Origin of the sequence: Clostridium sediminicola (assembly GCF_050402865.1) — a bacterium.
GTDB classification, from domain to species: domain Bacteria; phylum Bacillota; class Clostridia; order Clostridiales; family Clostridiaceae; genus Clostridium_AF; species Clostridium_AF sediminicola.
Map to the genome: position 1 here is coordinate 103,364 of NZ_BAABMF010000013.1, position 18,135 is coordinate 121,498.

The 18,135-nt window shown below is 30.1% G+C and carries 15 protein-coding genes; 9 read left to right on the top strand and 6 right to left on the bottom strand.

What is annotated here, in order from left to right; translation table 11 throughout:
* The first annotated feature begins 4 nt into the window (after positions 1–4).
* Positions 5–1,729 (top strand): dihydroxy-acid dehydratase, encoded by a 1,725-nt coding sequence (gene ilvD / locus ACQ3F0_RS18735; protein ID WP_428867050.1) that lies wholly within the window; start codon positions 5–7, stop codon positions 1,727–1,729.
* Positions 1,730–1,742: 13 nt separating this feature from the next.
* Here the strand turns inward: ilvD and ACQ3F0_RS18740 are convergent, their stop codons facing one another.
* The 3 genes from ACQ3F0_RS18740 to ACQ3F0_RS18750 form a co-directional block, all read right to left on the bottom strand.
* On the bottom strand, positions 1,743–3,344 hold the full coding sequence (locus ACQ3F0_RS18740) for a response regulator transcription factor (RefSeq protein ID WP_428867052.1): 1,602 nt from the start codon (positions 3,342–3,344) through the stop codon (positions 1,743–1,745).
* Positions 3,344–5,176 (bottom strand): sensor histidine kinase, encoded by a 1,833-nt coding sequence (locus tag ACQ3F0_RS18745; protein ID WP_428867053.1) that lies wholly within the window; start codon positions 5,174–5,176, stop codon positions 3,344–3,346. Before ACQ3F0_RS18745 ends, ACQ3F0_RS18740 begins: the two co-directional genes overlap by 1 nt.
* A gap of 368 nt (positions 5,177–5,544) precedes the next feature.
* On the bottom strand, positions 5,545–6,102 hold the full coding sequence (locus ACQ3F0_RS18750) for a cupin domain-containing protein (RefSeq protein ID WP_428867054.1): 558 nt from the start codon (positions 6,100–6,102) through the stop codon (positions 5,545–5,547).
* Between the two features lie 298 nt (positions 6,103–6,400).
* On the opposite strand from ACQ3F0_RS18750, the gene ACQ3F0_RS18755 reads away from it, so the two are divergent.
* From ACQ3F0_RS18755 to ACQ3F0_RS18765, 3 genes are all read left to right on the top strand, one after another.
* A complete protein-coding gene (locus ACQ3F0_RS18755) occupies positions 6,401–7,243 on the top strand; it encodes an AraC family transcriptional regulator (protein WP_428867055.1) in 843 nt (280 codons plus the stop codon).
* Positions 7,244–7,324: 81 nt separating this feature from the next.
* Positions 7,325–8,653, top strand: coding sequence for an MATE family efflux transporter (locus ACQ3F0_RS18760; protein WP_428867057.1), 1,329 nt, complete (start codon positions 7,325–7,327; stop codon positions 8,651–8,653).
* Between the two features lie 228 nt (positions 8,654–8,881).
* Entirely contained in the window at positions 8,882–9,253 is a 372-nt protein-coding gene (locus tag ACQ3F0_RS18765; RefSeq protein ID WP_428867116.1) for a beta-galactosidase, read from the top strand.
* On the opposite strand, the gene ACQ3F0_RS18770 is transcribed toward ACQ3F0_RS18765, so the two are convergent.
* The 3 genes from ACQ3F0_RS18770 to ACQ3F0_RS18780 all read right to left on the bottom strand — a co-directional run bounded on the left by ACQ3F0_RS18770 (position 9,237) and on the right by ACQ3F0_RS18780 (position 12,758).
* Entirely contained in the window at positions 9,237–9,806 is a 570-nt protein-coding gene (locus ACQ3F0_RS18770; protein WP_428867059.1) for a hypothetical protein, read from the bottom strand. The genes ACQ3F0_RS18765 and ACQ3F0_RS18770 overlap by 17 nt on opposite strands.
* Before the next feature lie 285 nt (positions 9,807–10,091).
* Positions 10,092–10,490: a hypothetical protein gene (locus ACQ3F0_RS18775; protein WP_428867060.1), complete on the bottom strand. Its 399-nt coding sequence runs from the start codon at positions 10,488–10,490 to the stop codon at positions 10,092–10,094.
* 183 nt (positions 10,491–10,673) lie between these two features.
* Positions 10,674–12,758, bottom strand: coding sequence for an EAL domain-containing protein (locus ACQ3F0_RS18780; RefSeq protein WP_428867061.1), 2,085 nt, complete (start codon positions 12,756–12,758; stop codon positions 10,674–10,676).
* Positions 12,759–13,487: 729 nt separating this feature from the next.
* On the opposite strand from ACQ3F0_RS18780, the gene ACQ3F0_RS18785 reads away from it, so the two are divergent.
* From ACQ3F0_RS18785 to ACQ3F0_RS18805, 5 genes are all read left to right on the top strand, one after another.
* Positions 13,488–13,982: a DUF4367 domain-containing protein gene (locus ACQ3F0_RS18785; RefSeq protein ID WP_428867063.1), complete on the top strand. Its 495-nt coding sequence runs from the start codon at positions 13,488–13,490 to the stop codon at positions 13,980–13,982.
* A gap of 59 nt (positions 13,983–14,041) precedes the next feature.
* On the top strand, positions 14,042–14,671 hold the full coding sequence (locus ACQ3F0_RS18790) for an RNA polymerase sigma factor (RefSeq protein ID WP_428867064.1): 630 nt from the start codon (positions 14,042–14,044) through the stop codon (positions 14,669–14,671).
* The gene (locus ACQ3F0_RS18795) at positions 14,661–15,281 is read left to right on the top strand and encodes a DUF4367 domain-containing protein (RefSeq protein ID WP_428867066.1); all 621 of its coding nucleotides are present in this window, start codon (positions 14,661–14,663) and stop codon (positions 15,279–15,281) included. Before ACQ3F0_RS18790 ends, ACQ3F0_RS18795 begins: the two co-directional genes overlap by 11 nt.
* A gap of 268 nt (positions 15,282–15,549) precedes the next feature.
* On the top strand, positions 15,550–16,563 hold the full coding sequence (locus ACQ3F0_RS18800) for an ABC transporter permease (RefSeq protein WP_428867068.1): 1,014 nt from the start codon (positions 15,550–15,552) through the stop codon (positions 16,561–16,563).
* Between the two features lie 12 nt (positions 16,564–16,575).
* On the top strand, positions 16,576–18,108 hold the full coding sequence (locus ACQ3F0_RS18805; protein WP_428867070.1) for a sugar ABC transporter ATP-binding protein: 1,533 nt from the start codon (positions 16,576–16,578) through the stop codon (positions 18,106–18,108).
* Positions 18,109–18,135 lie beyond the last annotated feature (27 nt).

The following is an 18,135-nucleotide window of genomic DNA, read 5'->3' on the forward strand; positions in this document are numbered from 1 at the left end:
ATATATGTTAAGAAGCCAAGAAATGAGAGGTGTCGCTGCAGAAATTGACTCCTTAAAAATTGGGGCAGGTTGGACAATTGAAGAATTAGACAGACCTCAAGTTATGATTCAAAGCTCTGTAGGTGAAAGTCATCCAGGTAGTGTTCATTTAGGAGAATACGTAGAGTGTGTAAGAAAAGGGATTAATGAAAAGGGGGGTAGAGCAGCTCAGTATACTGTAACGGATATGTGTGATGGTATTGCACAAGGTCATGATGGAATGAATTATTCATTATTATCCAGAGAAATGATTGCCAGCATGATCGAGGTGCAGATGCAGTCAACTCCTTTTGACGGAGCAGTTTTTCTATCTTCTTGTGATAAGTCTGTTCCAGCTCATCTTATGGCAATGGCAAGAAATAATCTACCTTCAATCTTTGTGCCAGGTGGAGTTATGATGGTAGGGAAAAACAATCTTACACTAGAGCAAATTGGTACTTATCAAGCTAAATTTTTAAGAAAAGAAATAGATAAAGAAGAGTTTACTTATTATAAACAAAATGCTTGCACAGGTTGTGGAGCGTGTCAATTTATGGGCACTGCTGCAACTATGCAAATAATGGCTGAAGCTTTAGGAATGGCCTTGCCAGGGTCTGCGATTATTCCAGCTGCAATAGGTGGAATTCAGAAAATATCAACTGAGGCAGGCATACAAATTTTAGACCTTATCCATAAAGATATAACTCCAAAGAAGATAATGACAATGAAGGCTTTTGAAAATGCTGTTAAGGTGCATGCAGCCATTGCTGGCTCTACCAATTCCTTATTACATTTGCCTGCTATTGCTCATGAATTAGGTTTAGAGCTTCCAGCGGAATTATTTGATGAAATTCATAGAAAGATTCCATATCTTTGCAATATTCGTCCAAGTGGTTTTTATCCTGCAGAATACTATTGGTATGCAGGTGGAACTCCAGCGGTAATGGAGGAAATAAAAGAGCACTTACACCTAGATGTACTAACAGTAACAGGTAAAACTTTAGGAGAAAACCTACTAGAGCTAAAAGAAAGTGGATATTACGAAAAGTGTTATAACTACTTGAAAGAAAAAGGAGTAGAGAGAATTCAGGTAATAAAAAGTTACAAAGATCCTATTCAACCACAAGGAGCAGTTGCTATTCTTAAAGGGAATCTGGCAACAGAGGGAGCTGTCGTAAAACACTCTGCTATTGATAAAGATATGCTTCAAGTTGTAGGAAGAGCAAGACCTTTTAATAGTGAAGAGGAAGCTTATAATGCAATAATTGAAGAAAGAATTGAGCCAGGTGATATTGTATTTATAAGATATGAGGGACCTAAAGGGTCAGGTATGCCTGAAATGTTCTATACTACTGAAGCTATAGCATCTAACCCGAAGATTGCAAATTCAGTAGCTCTTATTACAGATGGAAGATTCTCTGGAGCCACAAGAGGGCCTGCCATAGGCCATGTATCTCCTGAGGCTGCAGAAGGTGGAAATATTGCACTTGTAGAAGATGATGATCTAATCCAAATAGATATCCCAAATAGAACCTTGAATATTGTTGGAATAAAAGGCCTAAGAAAAACAGACGAGGAAATGGATAAGATTTTAGAAACTAGAAGAAACAATTATGTTAAACCGCATCTAAAAGAAAAAAGCGGAATACTAAAAATCTATTCTCGTCTAGCAGTATCACCCATGAAAGGTGGATACTTATCTGTTAAATAAACTACTGGGTAGTTTATCTATTTTTCTTGAATTCTGAAGGACTCAAGCCAGTGTATTTTTTAAACACTTGCGAAAAATATGCTGGGTCCTCAATGCCTACTTTGATAGCGATTTCATAAGTTTTCATATTACTGAAGGATAGAAGATCTTTTGCTTTTTCTATTCGTGTTTTTGCAATTATTTCAGTTAAGGTAAAGCCAGTCTCTTGTTTTATTAAACGACTAAGATAGCTGCTGTTTACGTGAGCCAATGCTGCTAGGTCATTCAATTTTATTTGATGCTCATAATTCAATTCAATATAATGGGTTACTTTTTTTATTATATAATTATCCTGTGAATTCAGATAAGACAATCTATCTATAGAAGATAAGATTACCTTCTCCAGAATATTAGTTAAATCACTTATTGAATCACAATCTAGTATGTTTGTATAAGTTTTGCTAGAGTTTTCTACTATTTCAGATAGATTAATATAGTGATTAATCAAAAGCTTAAAAGAAAGGGAGGAGATCAAAATACCTACATTTTTAATGTACTCTATTGGTTGCTTAGATGATTTTAATTCATAAATAAATTTATACATAGTAGAGAGAGCGATATCCGAGTTGCCAGATTTTATTGAATCAATAATTTTATCTACATAAGTATGCTCTAATGCTTTATCTAAATTAGATGTAGTTTGAGCATACTCAGAATAGGTAAAGATATTATCATCCTCATAAAATCTTAAAGACAAAGATTCCTTTGCTTCCTTGTAGGCTGAATGAACTTGCTCTAAGTTCTGGTGTAGATTGCTTATACCTAGAGAAATAGATATGTTCATAAAATTACTGAAAAAATCAAGTAACTCCTTGCTTTTATTTAAAACAAATGTGGTAGAATCTTCATCAATATTTTTTTCTACATTAATTATGGTACAGATGGAGTTGCAATCAACTGTAATATTATAATGAGTAAAATCTTTAAATATAATGGATATAAATTTTTTGATTTCTCCAAGTATATTCTTCTTATTTTCTTTAATATCAATAAGTTCATTGTATGTATTTGTTGTGAATTTAAAGTATAAAACATGATAAGTTTTTAAGCTTATGTCTAAATCTATTATTGTATTTTGGATAGTAGTTTGATTTTGAATAATTCCATTTATAAAATCATATAAAAACTTCTCTTGTAGAAGGCTAAAATTCTGATTAAGCTTGTCTTTCATGGATTCTAATTTTTGGGATTTTAATCGCTCCTCAGAGATAATTTTTATAGCAGTTTCAATAGCTTGAGTAATCTTATTATTGGAAGATGGTTTCAAAACAAAGTCTACAACATTGTATCTTATGGCAGATTGGGCGTATTCAAAATCTGAATAACCTGTTAGGAGAATAACCTTAATATGAGGAAAATTTTCATGAATATACTTTGATAATTCTATACCATCCATTCCAGGCATCTTGATATCTGAAATTATAATATCAGGTTTATTAGTTTCTATTAGTTCCTTTGCTTCTAAACCATTTGTAGCTTCACAGGTTACTTTGCAATTTATTGAATCCCATTGTATGAAATTTGCAATCCCTTTTCTAATTATTGGCTCATCATCAACTATCATAATAGAATACATTAATAATCCCCCTTATCAATTGGAATTTTTATGGTTGCTGTTGTACCTTCATTAATCTTACTTTCTACAGATATGCCATAAACTTCTCCGTAAAGCAATTTTATTCGTTGATTTATATTTGTAAGTCCTATATGTTTACGACCATTTTCATTATTATCAGAGTTATTTATTAAATGTTTGGTTAATTCCTTAGCATCGAAACCAATGCCGTTATCAATAACTATTAAGTATATAAAATCCTTTTCTGAATAAACTTTTATATTCAAATCACCATTGCCAATCTTATTTTCTAGTCCATGAACTACTGCATTCTCTACTATAGTTTGGAGAGAAAGTTTTGGTATAAATAAATCTAGTAAATCATCTTTTTCAATATCAATATGGATATGTATTTTATCTCCGAATCGAATATTCTGCAAATCCAGATAAAAATTCACATATTTTAATTCTTCTTTTATTTTGATTTTTTCTCGATTACTAAAAGTAAAATTTGATCTTAATAATTCTCCTAAGGAGTGCACCATGATGGTAATGTTTTCATTTCCAGACATTTTAGCTTCCCAACTTATAGTCTCTAACACGTTAAAAATAAAATGTGGATTAATTTGAGCTTGCAGTGCCTTTAATTCTGATTCCTTTAAAAGGAGTTGTTTTTTATAGACTTCATTGAATAAATTTTCTATCTCATCAAGCATGTTATTAAAGGTTAAACTAACTTGATTTAATTCTGTGTATTTATACTTTGGCATTTTAGATTTGAAATTTTCACTCTTAACTTTTTTTATATGCTCAATTAAATCATTGAAGGGCTTGGTTATGGTGGCTGCAGCATAAAAACTTATTGATAAAGCTAAGAGAATTGTTGCAAATATTATAAAGGTATACTTAGTTATAATACCGATGGAGGTAATTTTATTTTTTGGAACCATTATAACCGAAGTTAATCCAAGATCGTCAATATTTTGGCTGCCTACAAAGTAGGTTTTATTATTGTATTTAAATTCTCTGTTTGAATTAACTGCTTTATAAAAGGAGTTATTCGCTTTGAATTGTGATCCAATTTTACTTCTATCTGTATGATAAATGATATTTTTGTTTTTATCTATTATCAAAGCTATATATTTTTTCTCTTTAAATGAAGTTATAAATTTATTATTCAATTCATCTTCATTTATGCTAAGAACAAGCTTACCTATGGTTTCTTTTGAGAGCAGGGGCTTAATGTCTTTTACAAAATAAATCGTATTATATTTTTGTGAAGGAAATATTATTGTTTCTTTAGTTATTTCATCTTCTAAATTATTATAGAAATTGATATGATCAGCTATAAAATCTTCACCTGGAAGATAATCATGATGAAGATAAAAAAAGTTATCTTCTTTTTCAAATACAAAAACAGATTTTAATAATCCACTGTTCCAACCATAATCATGAATAACATTATACTTTAATTGAGACTCAATTTCTAATCTAGTTATTGATTTTAGGGAGTCAATTTGCTCTTCTCTGTTAAGTTTTAAAAGGTTTGAGCGTATCTTTTGATTAGATAAAAAAAGATTAAATGAATTATCTATTATTCTATATTTTGAAACTACCCCATCTGTAATTTGCTGAAGAGGTGCCTCTATTTCTTTACTTAAGTTTTGTGTTAGTAAATTATTATAAACAAAATAATTGAGATAACCGCCAAAAAGTGATAAAGGCAGCATAACAGTTAATGTGACTAAGAGAATGATTTTATATCTAAAAGAATTTTTTATAAGCAAGCGGGTATTAATTAAAAAAGATTTTATATTTTTTATAGTATTGCGAAGAGTATTTTTATTAAACATTATAAAGCCTCATTTCTCTTAGGGATAAAGTTTGAATTGTTAGTTGACTCTTTAATACAATTATACTATGATTTTTAAATAAAGTTTATTGAATAATAAAATTATTCAAAATAGTAAAGAGATTTATAGAAAAGTAAAATATCTTACAGGAGGTTACATATTTTAAATTTATCATTATTATCTCTAGAAAAATATTTAATGGGTCACTATTTACTAAATATAAATCCCACAATTATGGAGAAAGTATAAAGTTATGAGCAAGCTTGTCAGTAAATTTTCCACGAAAAATGCCTTCATAACTTTGGTAGATACGAAGGCGTTTTTCAATATAGGGGTAGCTGAGAGTGCTTATTTAGATTCCAATATTACTATTTGTATTTTTCTTCAGCTGCTTCTGCAATTTCTTTAGTTTCATGAACCGTGCCACGAGGATGCTCAGGTGGTGCATATATAGAGTACAATTTAAGTGGTTTATCACCTGTATTAATTATATTATGCCATTTACCAGCAGGTATCATGATTGCATAGTCATCATAGATTTTTTCTTGGAAATCCAACTTATTTTTACGATCCCCTATTTTAACAAGTCCATTACCTTCTTCAATACGTATGAATTGATCAACTTTCGGATGAGTCTCTAAACCTATGTCTTCTCCAACAGGGATACTCATCAAGGTAACTTGCAAATTGTCACCTGTCCATAAAGCTGTACGAAAATTATTATTTTGCTTAGTAGCCTCATCAATATTAACTACATAAGGTTCAGGTCCATAATCCTTTAATTCTATTAAATCATCATCATTTATTTCATCTGTTAAAAGAGCAGTTTGATTTAAAAAGTTTTGGAAACACATCATATTGTACATGTTATACATTTGTATGTTAAAAAAATAAGGACATGGATATGGCTTGCTGCATTTATGCATATTGTTCATTCCTTTCATAGTCTTATAAAATTACAATATGCATTATGTTAAGAGAGTGTGATTTGACAGTAAGTTACTTTTCAGTGACTGAAGTCATTTTATTTATTTAAAAGTAGTGACTAGACCGCAGAATGTAGTGACTTTAACTATATTGTGATTAACTGTTAATGTAAATTATTATTAAGATTTTATATTTATCTAAAAAAAGAAAAAGTAATATATATTGAACAAATTTCTCTAATAATGTATTATGAAGTGGCTAGTAATAGCTTTATTTACTGTAGGGGAGTGTATTGCTTTGTACAAAAAAATAACTATTGAAGCTATTGATTATATAAAGGAACATTTAGAAGAAGAATTGACCGTAGAAAAGATTGCTGAGTACTGTCATTTTTCAAAATATTACTTTAATAGACTATTTAAATCAGAGGTAGGAGAAAGTGTTTATGCATTTATTAAGAGACTTAGGATTGAAAGAAGTGCTTTTCAGATACTAAGAGAGCGGGATAAATCTATAACTGAAATCAGTTCAACCTATGGATACAGTTCATCTAATTATAGTACAGCTTTTAAAAAACATTATAAAAAGTCACCTTCTGTTTTAAAGAAGTATTTTACTGATAATAAGATAATAGAAAATAATAGAGGTTTTTTTGCAGACCTTACGGATAAAGACTATGACTATTATAACGATAAAATGAAATTAGTAGAGCTACAAGATATGGAAGTAATTTATCACAGATTTATAGGCAATTACCATAATCTTAGAAACTATTGGGAAGAATTTTGTGAAAATTATTCTATGTATTTTGATGAAAAGAGTTGGCTTATAGAAATATCCTATGATGACCCTATACTAACTGATCCAGATCGATGTATTACAGATATTTGTATGACTACATCTAAGCATATTGAACCAAATTGTACCACCATGATAATTAAGGGAGGACGTTATATGGTTTATAACTTTGAGGGGCCTAATACAAAAATATTTGAAGCTTTTCAGGGGTTGTTTGGAGTATGGTTGATTAAATCACCTCATAAAACAGAATTGGAAACACGAAAAATGTTTATTAAGTATAACGTTGTAGATATTGAAAATAACTATTTTTCAATAGATATATATATATCCATAAAATAGAGCACAAATTCAGAAGTTTAAATTTGAATACTCCTATATACTCATAGAGAAGTGAAATTATTAGAGTAGAGGAGTTTTTTTATGAATTTAGAATTAATTGAAAAGCAACCGTTACAAAATATTTTGAGGTATTCTATACCATCTATTATTGCTATGATACTATCATCTTTCGTGACAATAATAGATGGATATTTTGTATCAAAGGTAATTGGTAAAGATGCTTTAGCAGCTATTAATCTAGGGTTGCCAATGCTTTTTGTTTTTTTAGCAGTGGGAATTATGATTGGAGTGGGTGGCGTGTCTCTAGCTGGACGACGCTTGGGAGAGAAGAGTATTGATAAAAGTATTAATGGTTTTAATCAAACATTAGTAACAGGAATAATTACTTTTATATTTTTATCTATATTTTTTGCTCTAATTATAAAACCAATTATTTACCATGTTGGTTTAAATAGTAATACCATAGATACAATGAAATCATATTACAGTATAATGTTGTGGGTATATCCCTTTATGATGCTCAATATTATTTTTGGAATGTTTATACGTTGTGAAGGAAAACCAAATCTTTTTATGATTAATACTATTATAACAACTGTACTTAATATCTTGTTAGACTATGTATTTATAATGGTTTTGCAGCAAGGCATAAAGGGTGCAGCATATGCTTCAGGGATTGCAGTTATTGTTGGAACATTAATAATGGTAAAATACTTTATAAATTCTAAAACTTTGTTTCTTTTCAAAAAATTTGAGTTCATTAAAGCAGATTTGAAACAGACATTAACAAATGGTAGTTCAGAGTTTATTGGGCAACTATCAGCTTCAATAACATTGTTTTTTATAAATGTAGTTATTATGAAAAGAATGGGGCTTATTGGTGTTGCAGGTATGACAATTATAGGGTATTCTCGTTATATTTATAACATGATTGTTGTAGGTTTTTGTCAAGGAATAAGTCCAATTATAAGCTATAGTTTTGGAGCAAACAAACATGATATTGGAGTTAAATTGCGTAAGTATACAAGCAGGATTGTTCTATTTTTAGGAGTAGCATTTTATGTAGTTCTGAATATTGGAAGCACACATTATGGGAGTATATTTACAAACGATACTAAATTAATTACTTTGGTAGCATATGGCTTAAAGATATTTAGTTTTTCTTTTATTATTGCTGGCTACAATGATATCACATCAGGTTACTTTACTTCTATTGGTTATGCAAAGCAATCTGCCATTATATCAAGCTTAAAAGGTTTGGTGCTTCTTATGTTAAATATATTTTTATTACCAGCATTATTTGGAAACACAGGTATATGGCTAATAGCACCTGTAACAGAGATAGGTACATTTTTCATTGCATTATATTTTTTAAGAACTACACTGTTACCCAATTGTATAAAAATTTAATAAATATTAAAGTCAGTATTTATGGAATAGATACTGGCTTTTTATTAGCTTAGAAGGTGATCAAATGGTAACTGGAGAGTTATGAAAATGCGATTTTATATCCTTCATATATATCAGCATTTGATTCACCAGAATTTTCAGAAGGGCTTGAATTCTTTGGGGGGCAAGCAATTTATTCTCTATCTAATGAAGCTTCATTAGATATGCCTGGAGTTAATTATACTGAGAATTTTTCGAAGCCATAGACACAATGAAAGATGCTGTTACACAAGTTGGAATGAGATTGAAACGCCTTCACCAATAGGTGAAAAATATGTTCACGGGCTTAATACCCATTGGAAGAGGTTTATTACTTATCAAATAATAGATTTTATGAAAAAAGAAATTGAGGGACTCAAAGGAATAGCTTCAGATATTTCACATGGTTCAGTAGTTTATCATTATGCCAATCTTAATACACGTGTGTTCAAAGAAATATCAGCTATAAGCGAAGATCTTCAAAAGTTGCGAATCGCAACGGCAGATATTTCTGAAAAGCCAAAATTGGCTTTTCAGAAAGGAGGAAGTAGAACCGATAAAGAGGCTAAAAGTCGTATTTAAAATAATAATTAACAAAATCAGCCATCGGGTTTTTATCATCTTTTTCTCCGATACAATCTAAATCCGCATCATAAAAATACAAATATGCTATACTTTTTTTATCTTCAGATGTTCCAACCATACCAAAGGATTTAGGAAGCTGTGTGTTAGATTTTTCATCTCCAGCCACAACCTTAAAAGTATAACTATTTATTGAAAATTCATATTCCGGGATAATATAATTATTCTCATTATGATCAAAATTGACTTTTTCATCTAAAAAAATATAGTTATCTGCTAATTTATCTTTTTCACTCTTAAATGTTTCATCATCATAGTTCACAATGAGAGCAACTGAATCAGATTCAAATATAAACATTGATTTATGAGTATATTTGTAAGATATATTTTGAAATTCAGGTAAATCGTCAAGATTGGGCATAACCTCTTTTGCATTTGAATCGATTTTGGTGCCAGTTTGAAGATAATTTTTAATATTTGAACTTGACTTATTACAGCCAGTAATGCAAAGTAAAACGGAAATTAATACAATAAATAAATATTTTGTCTTCATTTTAAATCACTTCTCCTAGAATAAAATTGCCCTACTTCTTTTTATAAATACGAATTTATAAATCTAAAGCACCTTCCTATATTATATATTTTTTAGAAAATATTATCAAATAAAATCATAATTAACTTAAAACTGATTTTTCATTGTGAAGTGGATGGACCAAGAAAAAAGTGTTTATCATGGTAGACATGATTTAGATAGGTAAATTAGGGAATACAGAAGTAATTGACTAAGAATACCTGAAATCGTGAAATAGCTCATGAATTCAGGTATTTATTGTAGAGTTTAATATCTTCTTCTCCTTTTACGTCGGCGTCTTCTCCTACGCTTTCTTCTATCGATTAAATCACGTATAAGTAATATTTTTATTAGATTACTATAGGGACGTTTTCTCCCCTTATGACTTTTTCTTTCATATTCATTATCTTTTTCTTCATCATAATTACCAACGTACATATCATCAATGTTGTCTTTTATTTTGTCATAAATATTCTCTACTATTTTTTCACATTGTTCTTTGTTTGGTATATAATCTTCTCCCATTTTAACTTCCATATCACAACAATAATAATGTATCCATGGATAGATCCTTCTATATATGTTAGGATACATTTCCTCTAATATTTCTTCTTCATCTTCAAGTTCTTGGTTATACAAGCAACCAAAACTAGGCATATTGAACATAAATTCCTCCAAGTATTAGAATTACTTTTCTTTACTTAAATATAATATACAAAAATAATTGCTTTGGTTAACACTTTCTAAAATAGAGCTTATTAATAAAGAAACTTATAATGTTGAGAAGATTAAAAAATTTGAAGATTTTCTTAATAACAAAAGGGTATTTTAGAAACATTTTGTCATTAATCAATTGACTTTTTGTTGTAAATTTTCACAATAAAGTTTTTCAAAATCTTGACTCGACATAGGTTTTCCAAAATAATAACCTTGCATTTCGTCACATTTATTCTTCTTAAAAAATTTAACTTGTTCTTCTGTTTCTACACCTTCAGCAACGATTCCTAATTCAAGGCTCTTACCTAAAGCAAGGACTGTTGAAGCTAATATAGAATTATTTTTTTCTCCATCAATTTTACATACAAAAGACCTATCAATTTTTAATGTGTTTACGGAAAAACTGTTTAGTCTACTTAAAGAAGAATATCCAGTACCAAAATCATCTATTGCAAATTTAACTCCTAATTCTCTTAATTCATTAATCACCTTTAGTGTATATTCAACATTTTTCATTGCTATACTTTCTGTAATTTCTAATTCTAAGTATTTTGGCTCTAAGCCTGTTTCTTCTAATACATTAGAAATCATTTTTGTTAAATCTTGCAACTCAAATTGTCGTATTGAAAGATTAACTGCTACAGTTAGAGGTGGAAATCCAGCGTTTTGCCAAGCTTTATTTTGAACACAAGCAGTACGCAAAACCCATTCGCCAATCGGGACAATTAAACCAGATTCTTCTGCTAAAGGAATAAATTTTTGTGGAGGGACCATTCCCCAATTAGGATGTTGCCAGCGTATCAATGCTTCCATACCAATAATATTTTCGTTTTCAGTATTTACTTTCGGTTGATAATAAACTATAAATTCTTCATATTCTACAGCACGACGCAAACTGTTTTCTAGTGCTAAACGTTCAAGTGCTTTGTCATTCAAAGCAGGTGTATAAAACTGAAAATTATTTTTACCCTTTTCTTTAGCTCTATACATAGCTACGTCAGCATTTGTTACTAATGATTCGTAATCATTACCACCATCAGGATAAATTGTAATACCAATACTACTAGTAAGATAAAGTTCATGATTATTAATCACTATCGTTTCTCTAATAGCTTCAAGAATTTTATTAGCGATTTTAGCTACATCTTCTTCACGGATTATTCTTGAAATTAAAATTACAAATTCATCACCTCCTAGTCGAGTAACTGTATCATCTGAATGTACACAATTTTTTAATCTATTTGCAATTTCTTTTAATAATTTATCGCCTATATCATGTCCAAGAGTATCATTAATAAGCTTAAATCTATCCAAATCTAGATACATTACGGCCATTTTTTGTTCAGTATTTTTAGCATGAGCAATTTCAAGTTCCATACGTTCTTTTAACAAAAGGCGGTTAGGGAGATCAGTCAAGGAATCATAAAATGCTTGGTATCGTATCATTTCCTCATAATGTTTTCGCTTTGTAATATCACGAAGCATAAAGGTAAAGTAATATGTTTCACCTACGTAAAATTTACTTATTGTGAGATCAATAGGCAATGTAGAATTATCTTTACGATGTCCAACTATTTCTCTATTTGTATTTATTGAGTTTTCATTAATATCAAAAGGAAGATACTCTTTATAACAAATTTCTGGGATAAGTATATTTATGTTTTTATTTAGTATCTCATTGGATTTATATCCAAAGATTTGTATAGCCGCAGGATTTATATATTTAATTATTCCATTAATATCCATAGTGATAATTCCGTCCACAGCATGATTGATTATAGAAGAAGCAAATGCTTCATTTTGTTTAAGGGTTATTTCGGTACGTCTTGCACGTAATAAACGATTTAAACGCTGACGTAAAACAGCCCAATTTATAGGTTTGCTAATGTAATCAGTGGCACCGGCCTCGAAAGCAAGGTTTACAGAATTTTCATCTTCAAGGGAAGTAATCATAATTACAGGAGTATCTTTGCCATAAGGTAATTTTTGTAATTTAGCACAGGCAGTAACACCATCCATATCTGGCATTACATAATCCATCAGAACAATATCTGGTTTTAGTTTTTGAAATAAATTAAGGGCCTCCATACCATTTTCTGCCTCAACAATCTCATAATCTTGTTTTTCTAAAAAGTTCTTAAATGTGAATCGCATTAATTTGGAATCATCTGCAACTAATATTAAAGATTTTTTTTTATCAAAAAAGTTTTCTATCATAATTTTTCTCCTTAAAATTTCATTTTTCGTTAAAATACCTAATTTTTTATTTTTGCAGATATTTTCACAATTGTATACAATTAATAGATTATACTTAATAATTTCAGGTGGATAGTATTTTCATTTATTTACATGTTTTTACTAGTGTAATATTTTTATACATAACATATACATTCTACAATATTTTTGTGAAATTGTTAAGCAATTTTAACTGTATTTTGATTAATAACTAAAATTTTGTAGTTGTTGTATAAATTGAAGATAGTAGTTATATGCTTTGAAATGAGTGTCAAGAGTGTGTTTATGTATATTGAGGTGGAATCTCTTTCAAATGGATGAAATATAGAGTTTGATAAAAAAAGAGTTAAGTAAATATAATTACCACCATAGTTCGACATAAATATTAATAGATAAAAAGCCAGAACGTAATACTTCTTCAGGTACTATGATGTTTTTTTAATCTGATAATGAGCTAAGGATTAATGGTATATTAAAATCTTTATGATTAACTAAATTATTTGCAACATTTTCCTCTTCTCAGTTGTATATAAGGTGTATTACATGGTTAAACCACAAAAAGTAAGTTGAACTAAAATCTACTACAATATTTACCGCAGATTGATGCGTTCTGACGCTATATATTGTGGTAGAAGTTCAACTAAATTACTTTTTGTGGAATAACCAGCACATAAGTGATTAAAAAACTGGTAAAAGAAAGGAAAATGAATTATGAAAAAAATAATTGCTATTGTATTATTTGCTGCTACATCATTATCTCCCGTTGCTTTCGGAGGGAATAAAACTCTGAATAATGAACAATCGTCTATTAGGATTGAAATCACAACCCCCTTTATAGAGTACTCTTCAGTTGAAGAAGCGGAAAAAGCAGTAGGATTTGATGTGGATACCTTAAGTAATATCCCAGATGGTTTTGAACAAGACAGTATTTTTGTTATTAGTGATAAGTGTGTTGAAGTAAATTTCAAAAACGGTGAAAAAGAGATTTGCTATCGTGTTGCACAAGGCTCTGTGGATATCAGCGGAGACTATAATAAATACACTGAAAACATAACTGTAAGAATAAATGATACGGAAGTTGTTACCAAAGGAAACTCTGGCAAAATAAATGTTGCAACATGGACAAAAGACGGAATGACATATTCACTTTCTACGAGTGGTTTGGAAAAAACTATTGTAATAGAATTGATTTCAAGTATTATATAGAGTGTAAGGTGGTACTATATCTATAGTATCGCCTAAACTAACATGTAGGAGGTGAATTTGTGGCAACTACTTATCCAATTATTACAGTTTTTACTTTCCTTTCAGCTATGTTCTTTCATGTTAAAGAAGATTTGTTAAAAAAATTTATTGAGAATGAAAAAAAACAATGTGAAAAAGTTATTCAGTTAAGTGATGTGGAAGACAAGTCAAATATCAATAAAAAAGTGGAAAAGATATTAAATATATACGGAAACTCTATACTGAGAATGGCATATTCTTATTTACATAATATGTGTGACGCTGAAGATGTTTTGGAGGATACTTTAATGCAGTATATAAAGACAACTCCGAATTTTAAGAATACTACACACGAAAAAGCGTGGCTTATGAGGGTTTCTATTAATATTAGTAAAAATAAAATTATTTATAACAAAAGAAGGAAAACATCTGAGCTTGATGAGAATATTATAGAAAAGGAAAGAGAAGATTTAACATATATTTGGGAATCTATAAGAAATCTTCCGCAGAAGTATCGAGAAGTTATTCACTTGTTTTATCAAGAGGGATATTCAACAGCACAAATTGCAGAGGTATTGCAAAAAAAAGAGGCTACAGTACGTTCACTGTTATATAGAGGAAGATCAAAATTAAAAGGAATTTTAAAGGAGGCATATGATTTTGAAGAATAAGTACAATGAAATCATGGAAAAGATTGAAGTAACTCCTGAAATGTCTGAAAGAATATTAAAAAATATTTGGAAAACTGATATTGAGATTCAGTCATCCAAAACAGTGCACTTTAAAAAATATAAAAAAATTATATCTACAGCTGCATGTTTAGTTATTCTATTTGCAGTATCGTTTATGCTTCATAAAATAATAAATTCTCCCACAAAACCTCCAATTCAAGAAATTCCCGATATTAAAATTTGTGAATCATTAAGTGAACTTTCATCTGTAGTGGGTTTTGAGATGTTGGAACTAAATTATTTACCTTTTAATTTTACGCAGAAAGAATTCAAGGCTTATTGGAAAGAGCTTGCGGAAATAATTTACCGAAATGAAAATAATACTGTTATATTTAGAATGGGACAAGGATTGAAAGATGTAAGTGGAGATTATAGTGAGTATAATGAGGTGAAAGATATTCAAATGGATTTTGGAACAATTACCCTTAAAGGTGATAAAGGTGCTTATAATCTTGTCATATGGTCACAAAATGATATGTCATATTCAGTTCAAACAATTGAACCATTATCTGAAAATTTAATTCTTAAAATTGTATTATCGCTTAAATAGAAAAGTATAAAAAATATCGTAAAAACATCTGGGAAACCTGGTGTTTTTCTTTATTTAACTTTTTAATTAATAAATTCTTTTATTCATGGTTTTAAAAAGAACAAGATTGTTTAAATTTGACCAAAATCCTTTAAAGTGTATAATTTCAAAGCTAGAAAGCACAAAATAGTGTTTCCATTAGCAATATTGTGTACGTTTTCATTATTGAAGGTGAAATGGCAGGATGCTAAAATAAATTTAAAATAAACTATATAAGGAGAGACGGATTATGGAACCGATTAAGAAAATGAAAACGAATAACAACGGTTTGAAGCTAAAAAGTCTTATTCATTCTTTGATGCAAAAACAGGAAAGCAGTATTGCAATTGTACTTGTGGTTTATGTATTACTTGTATCCTTGAAGAATACAACATTTATCTCACCTGGAAATATTTTTAATATATTACATTCAAGTGGATTTTCTCTTATTACTATTGTTGGTATGACTTTAATATTAATAACAGGTGGATTGGATCTTTCTGTAGGTTCCGTCTTAGCACTAGGTGGCGTTGTTACTGGTTTAGCTTGTAAAGCAGGGTTGCCTGTACCGATTGCTATGTTACTTGGAGTTATTACAGGAGTAATGATTGGAGCAATTAATGGTGGTATCATTGTTAAGACAGGAATTCCGCCGCTTATAGTGACACTTGGTATGCAATATGCCGCAAGAGGGCTTGTATCTGTTGTGACAAAAGGAATACCAATATATCCTTTACCAAAAGAATTTACGAACTTATCAAATATAAAACCAGCGGGAATACCATTTGTAGTAATTTTAGCCATTATAATAGCAATTATTTTTCAAGTTATACTAAAAATGACTAGTTTTGGACGTGCAGTTTACGCAGTTGGTGGAAATGAAGAAGCTGCTAAGATTTCAGGTATTAATACAGATATGACAAAATTTAAAGTTTATGTATTAACATCTACTTTGGCAGCATTAGCAGGCGTATTCATGGCTGCTAGACTGGGATCTGCTGAAGCTGCAGCAGGTACAGGGTATGAATTAACGGTTATATGTGGAGCAATTATTGGTGGAACATCAACTTTCGGTGGAATGGGCTCAATATTTGGTGCTGTACTAGGTGGTTTATTTATGGAGGTATTAACTAATTCATTAACATTAATGAGAATATCAGTTTATTGGCAACAACTTGTAGTTGGAACAATTCTTATACTGGCAGTTCTTTTAGATCAATACAAGCGTAAGTTAATATTAAAAAATTCCATAAAAAGTAGTTAGGGAGGTATTGGTATGAATAATACAAAAAAAGTTGTTCTGTCAGTAGAAAATATTACCAAACGCTTTTTAGGAACGGTTGCCTTAAAGAATGTTTCATTATCTTTGTATGAAAAAGAAATCTTAGCGGTGATGGGTGAAAATGGAGCAGGTAAATCAACATTAATGAAAATATTAAGTGGTTTATATCCTCATCATGAGGTAGAGGGCATCATAAAGGTTGATGGAAAAGAATGCAAATTTAATAAACCAAAGGATTCAGAAAATAGTGGTATTGCTATGATTTATCAAGAATTAAACTTAGAATTAGATTTGACTGTGGCAGAGAATATATGCTTAGGGGCAATGCCAAAGAATAAATTTGGAGTTGTTAATTGGTCTGAGGCAAGAGAATTGGCTAAAAAGACTTTGGCTAGATTACATGTAAATATGGATGTGAATGTAACAGTTAGAAATCTTAGTCCATCTATGCAACAGCTAGTAAGTATTGCAAGGGCTCTTGTAAGAAATCCAAGAATTCTCATCTTAGATGAACCAACTTCGGTCTTAACAGAAGGGGAAACTCAAAAGTTAATGAAAGTATTAAGAGAACTGGTAGCTCAAGGAATCGCATGTCTTTACATATCACATAAATTAGATGAAGTATTTGATTTATGTGATCGAATGATTATTTTGAGAGATGGATATTATATCAGTGAGCACCATAAGGCAGATGGTTACGATAGTAAAACAGTAATTGAAGATATGATAGGTCGTCAATTAGATGTAATGTACCCTAAAATGGATAAAGTAATTGTGGATGAAGAAGTATTAAGGGTAGAGAATTTAAAGGTTCCTCATACTTTTGCTTATGGGAAAAATATCATAGAAGATGTGTCATTTCATGTGAAGCGTGGTGAAATTTTAGGTTTAACTGGTTTAGTTGGATCTGGAAGATCAGAAACGTTGAATGCAATTTTTGGTAGCATACCTAAAACGGATGGAAGTATCTACCTTGAAGGAAAAGAAGTAAAGATACATCACCCTCAAGATTCTAAAAAAGTAGGTATTGGCTTGTTAACAGAAGATCGAAAGAAAAATGGTTTCATTCCAGCAATGAGCATTAAGCACAACATGACATTGACGATTTTAAAAAGAATTCAAAGGATTTTACTTTTGGATCAAAAGAAAGAAACAAAGATTTCCAAACAATATTTTGATAAATTGAGAGTTAAGGCACCCAATATGAACAACATTATTGTAAGTCTATCCGGTGGAAATCAACAAAAAGTAATATTGGCTAAGTGGTTAATGACAGATTTAAAGGTTTTGTTATTAGATGAGCCTACAAGAGGTATTGATGTAGGGGCTAAAGCTGAGATTTATGAGATTATTAATGAACTTGCAAAAAAAGGGATTAGTATCGTTATTATATCGTCTGAAATACCAGAATTATTGGCTATTTGTGATAGGTTTGTTGTACTCAACAAAGGTAAAGTACAAGCTGAATTGAGTAAAGAAGAAGCCAATGAAGTCAGTATTTTACAGGCGGCATCGGATGTATCATAGAATACAAAGCCTTAGGTTAAAGTTTTA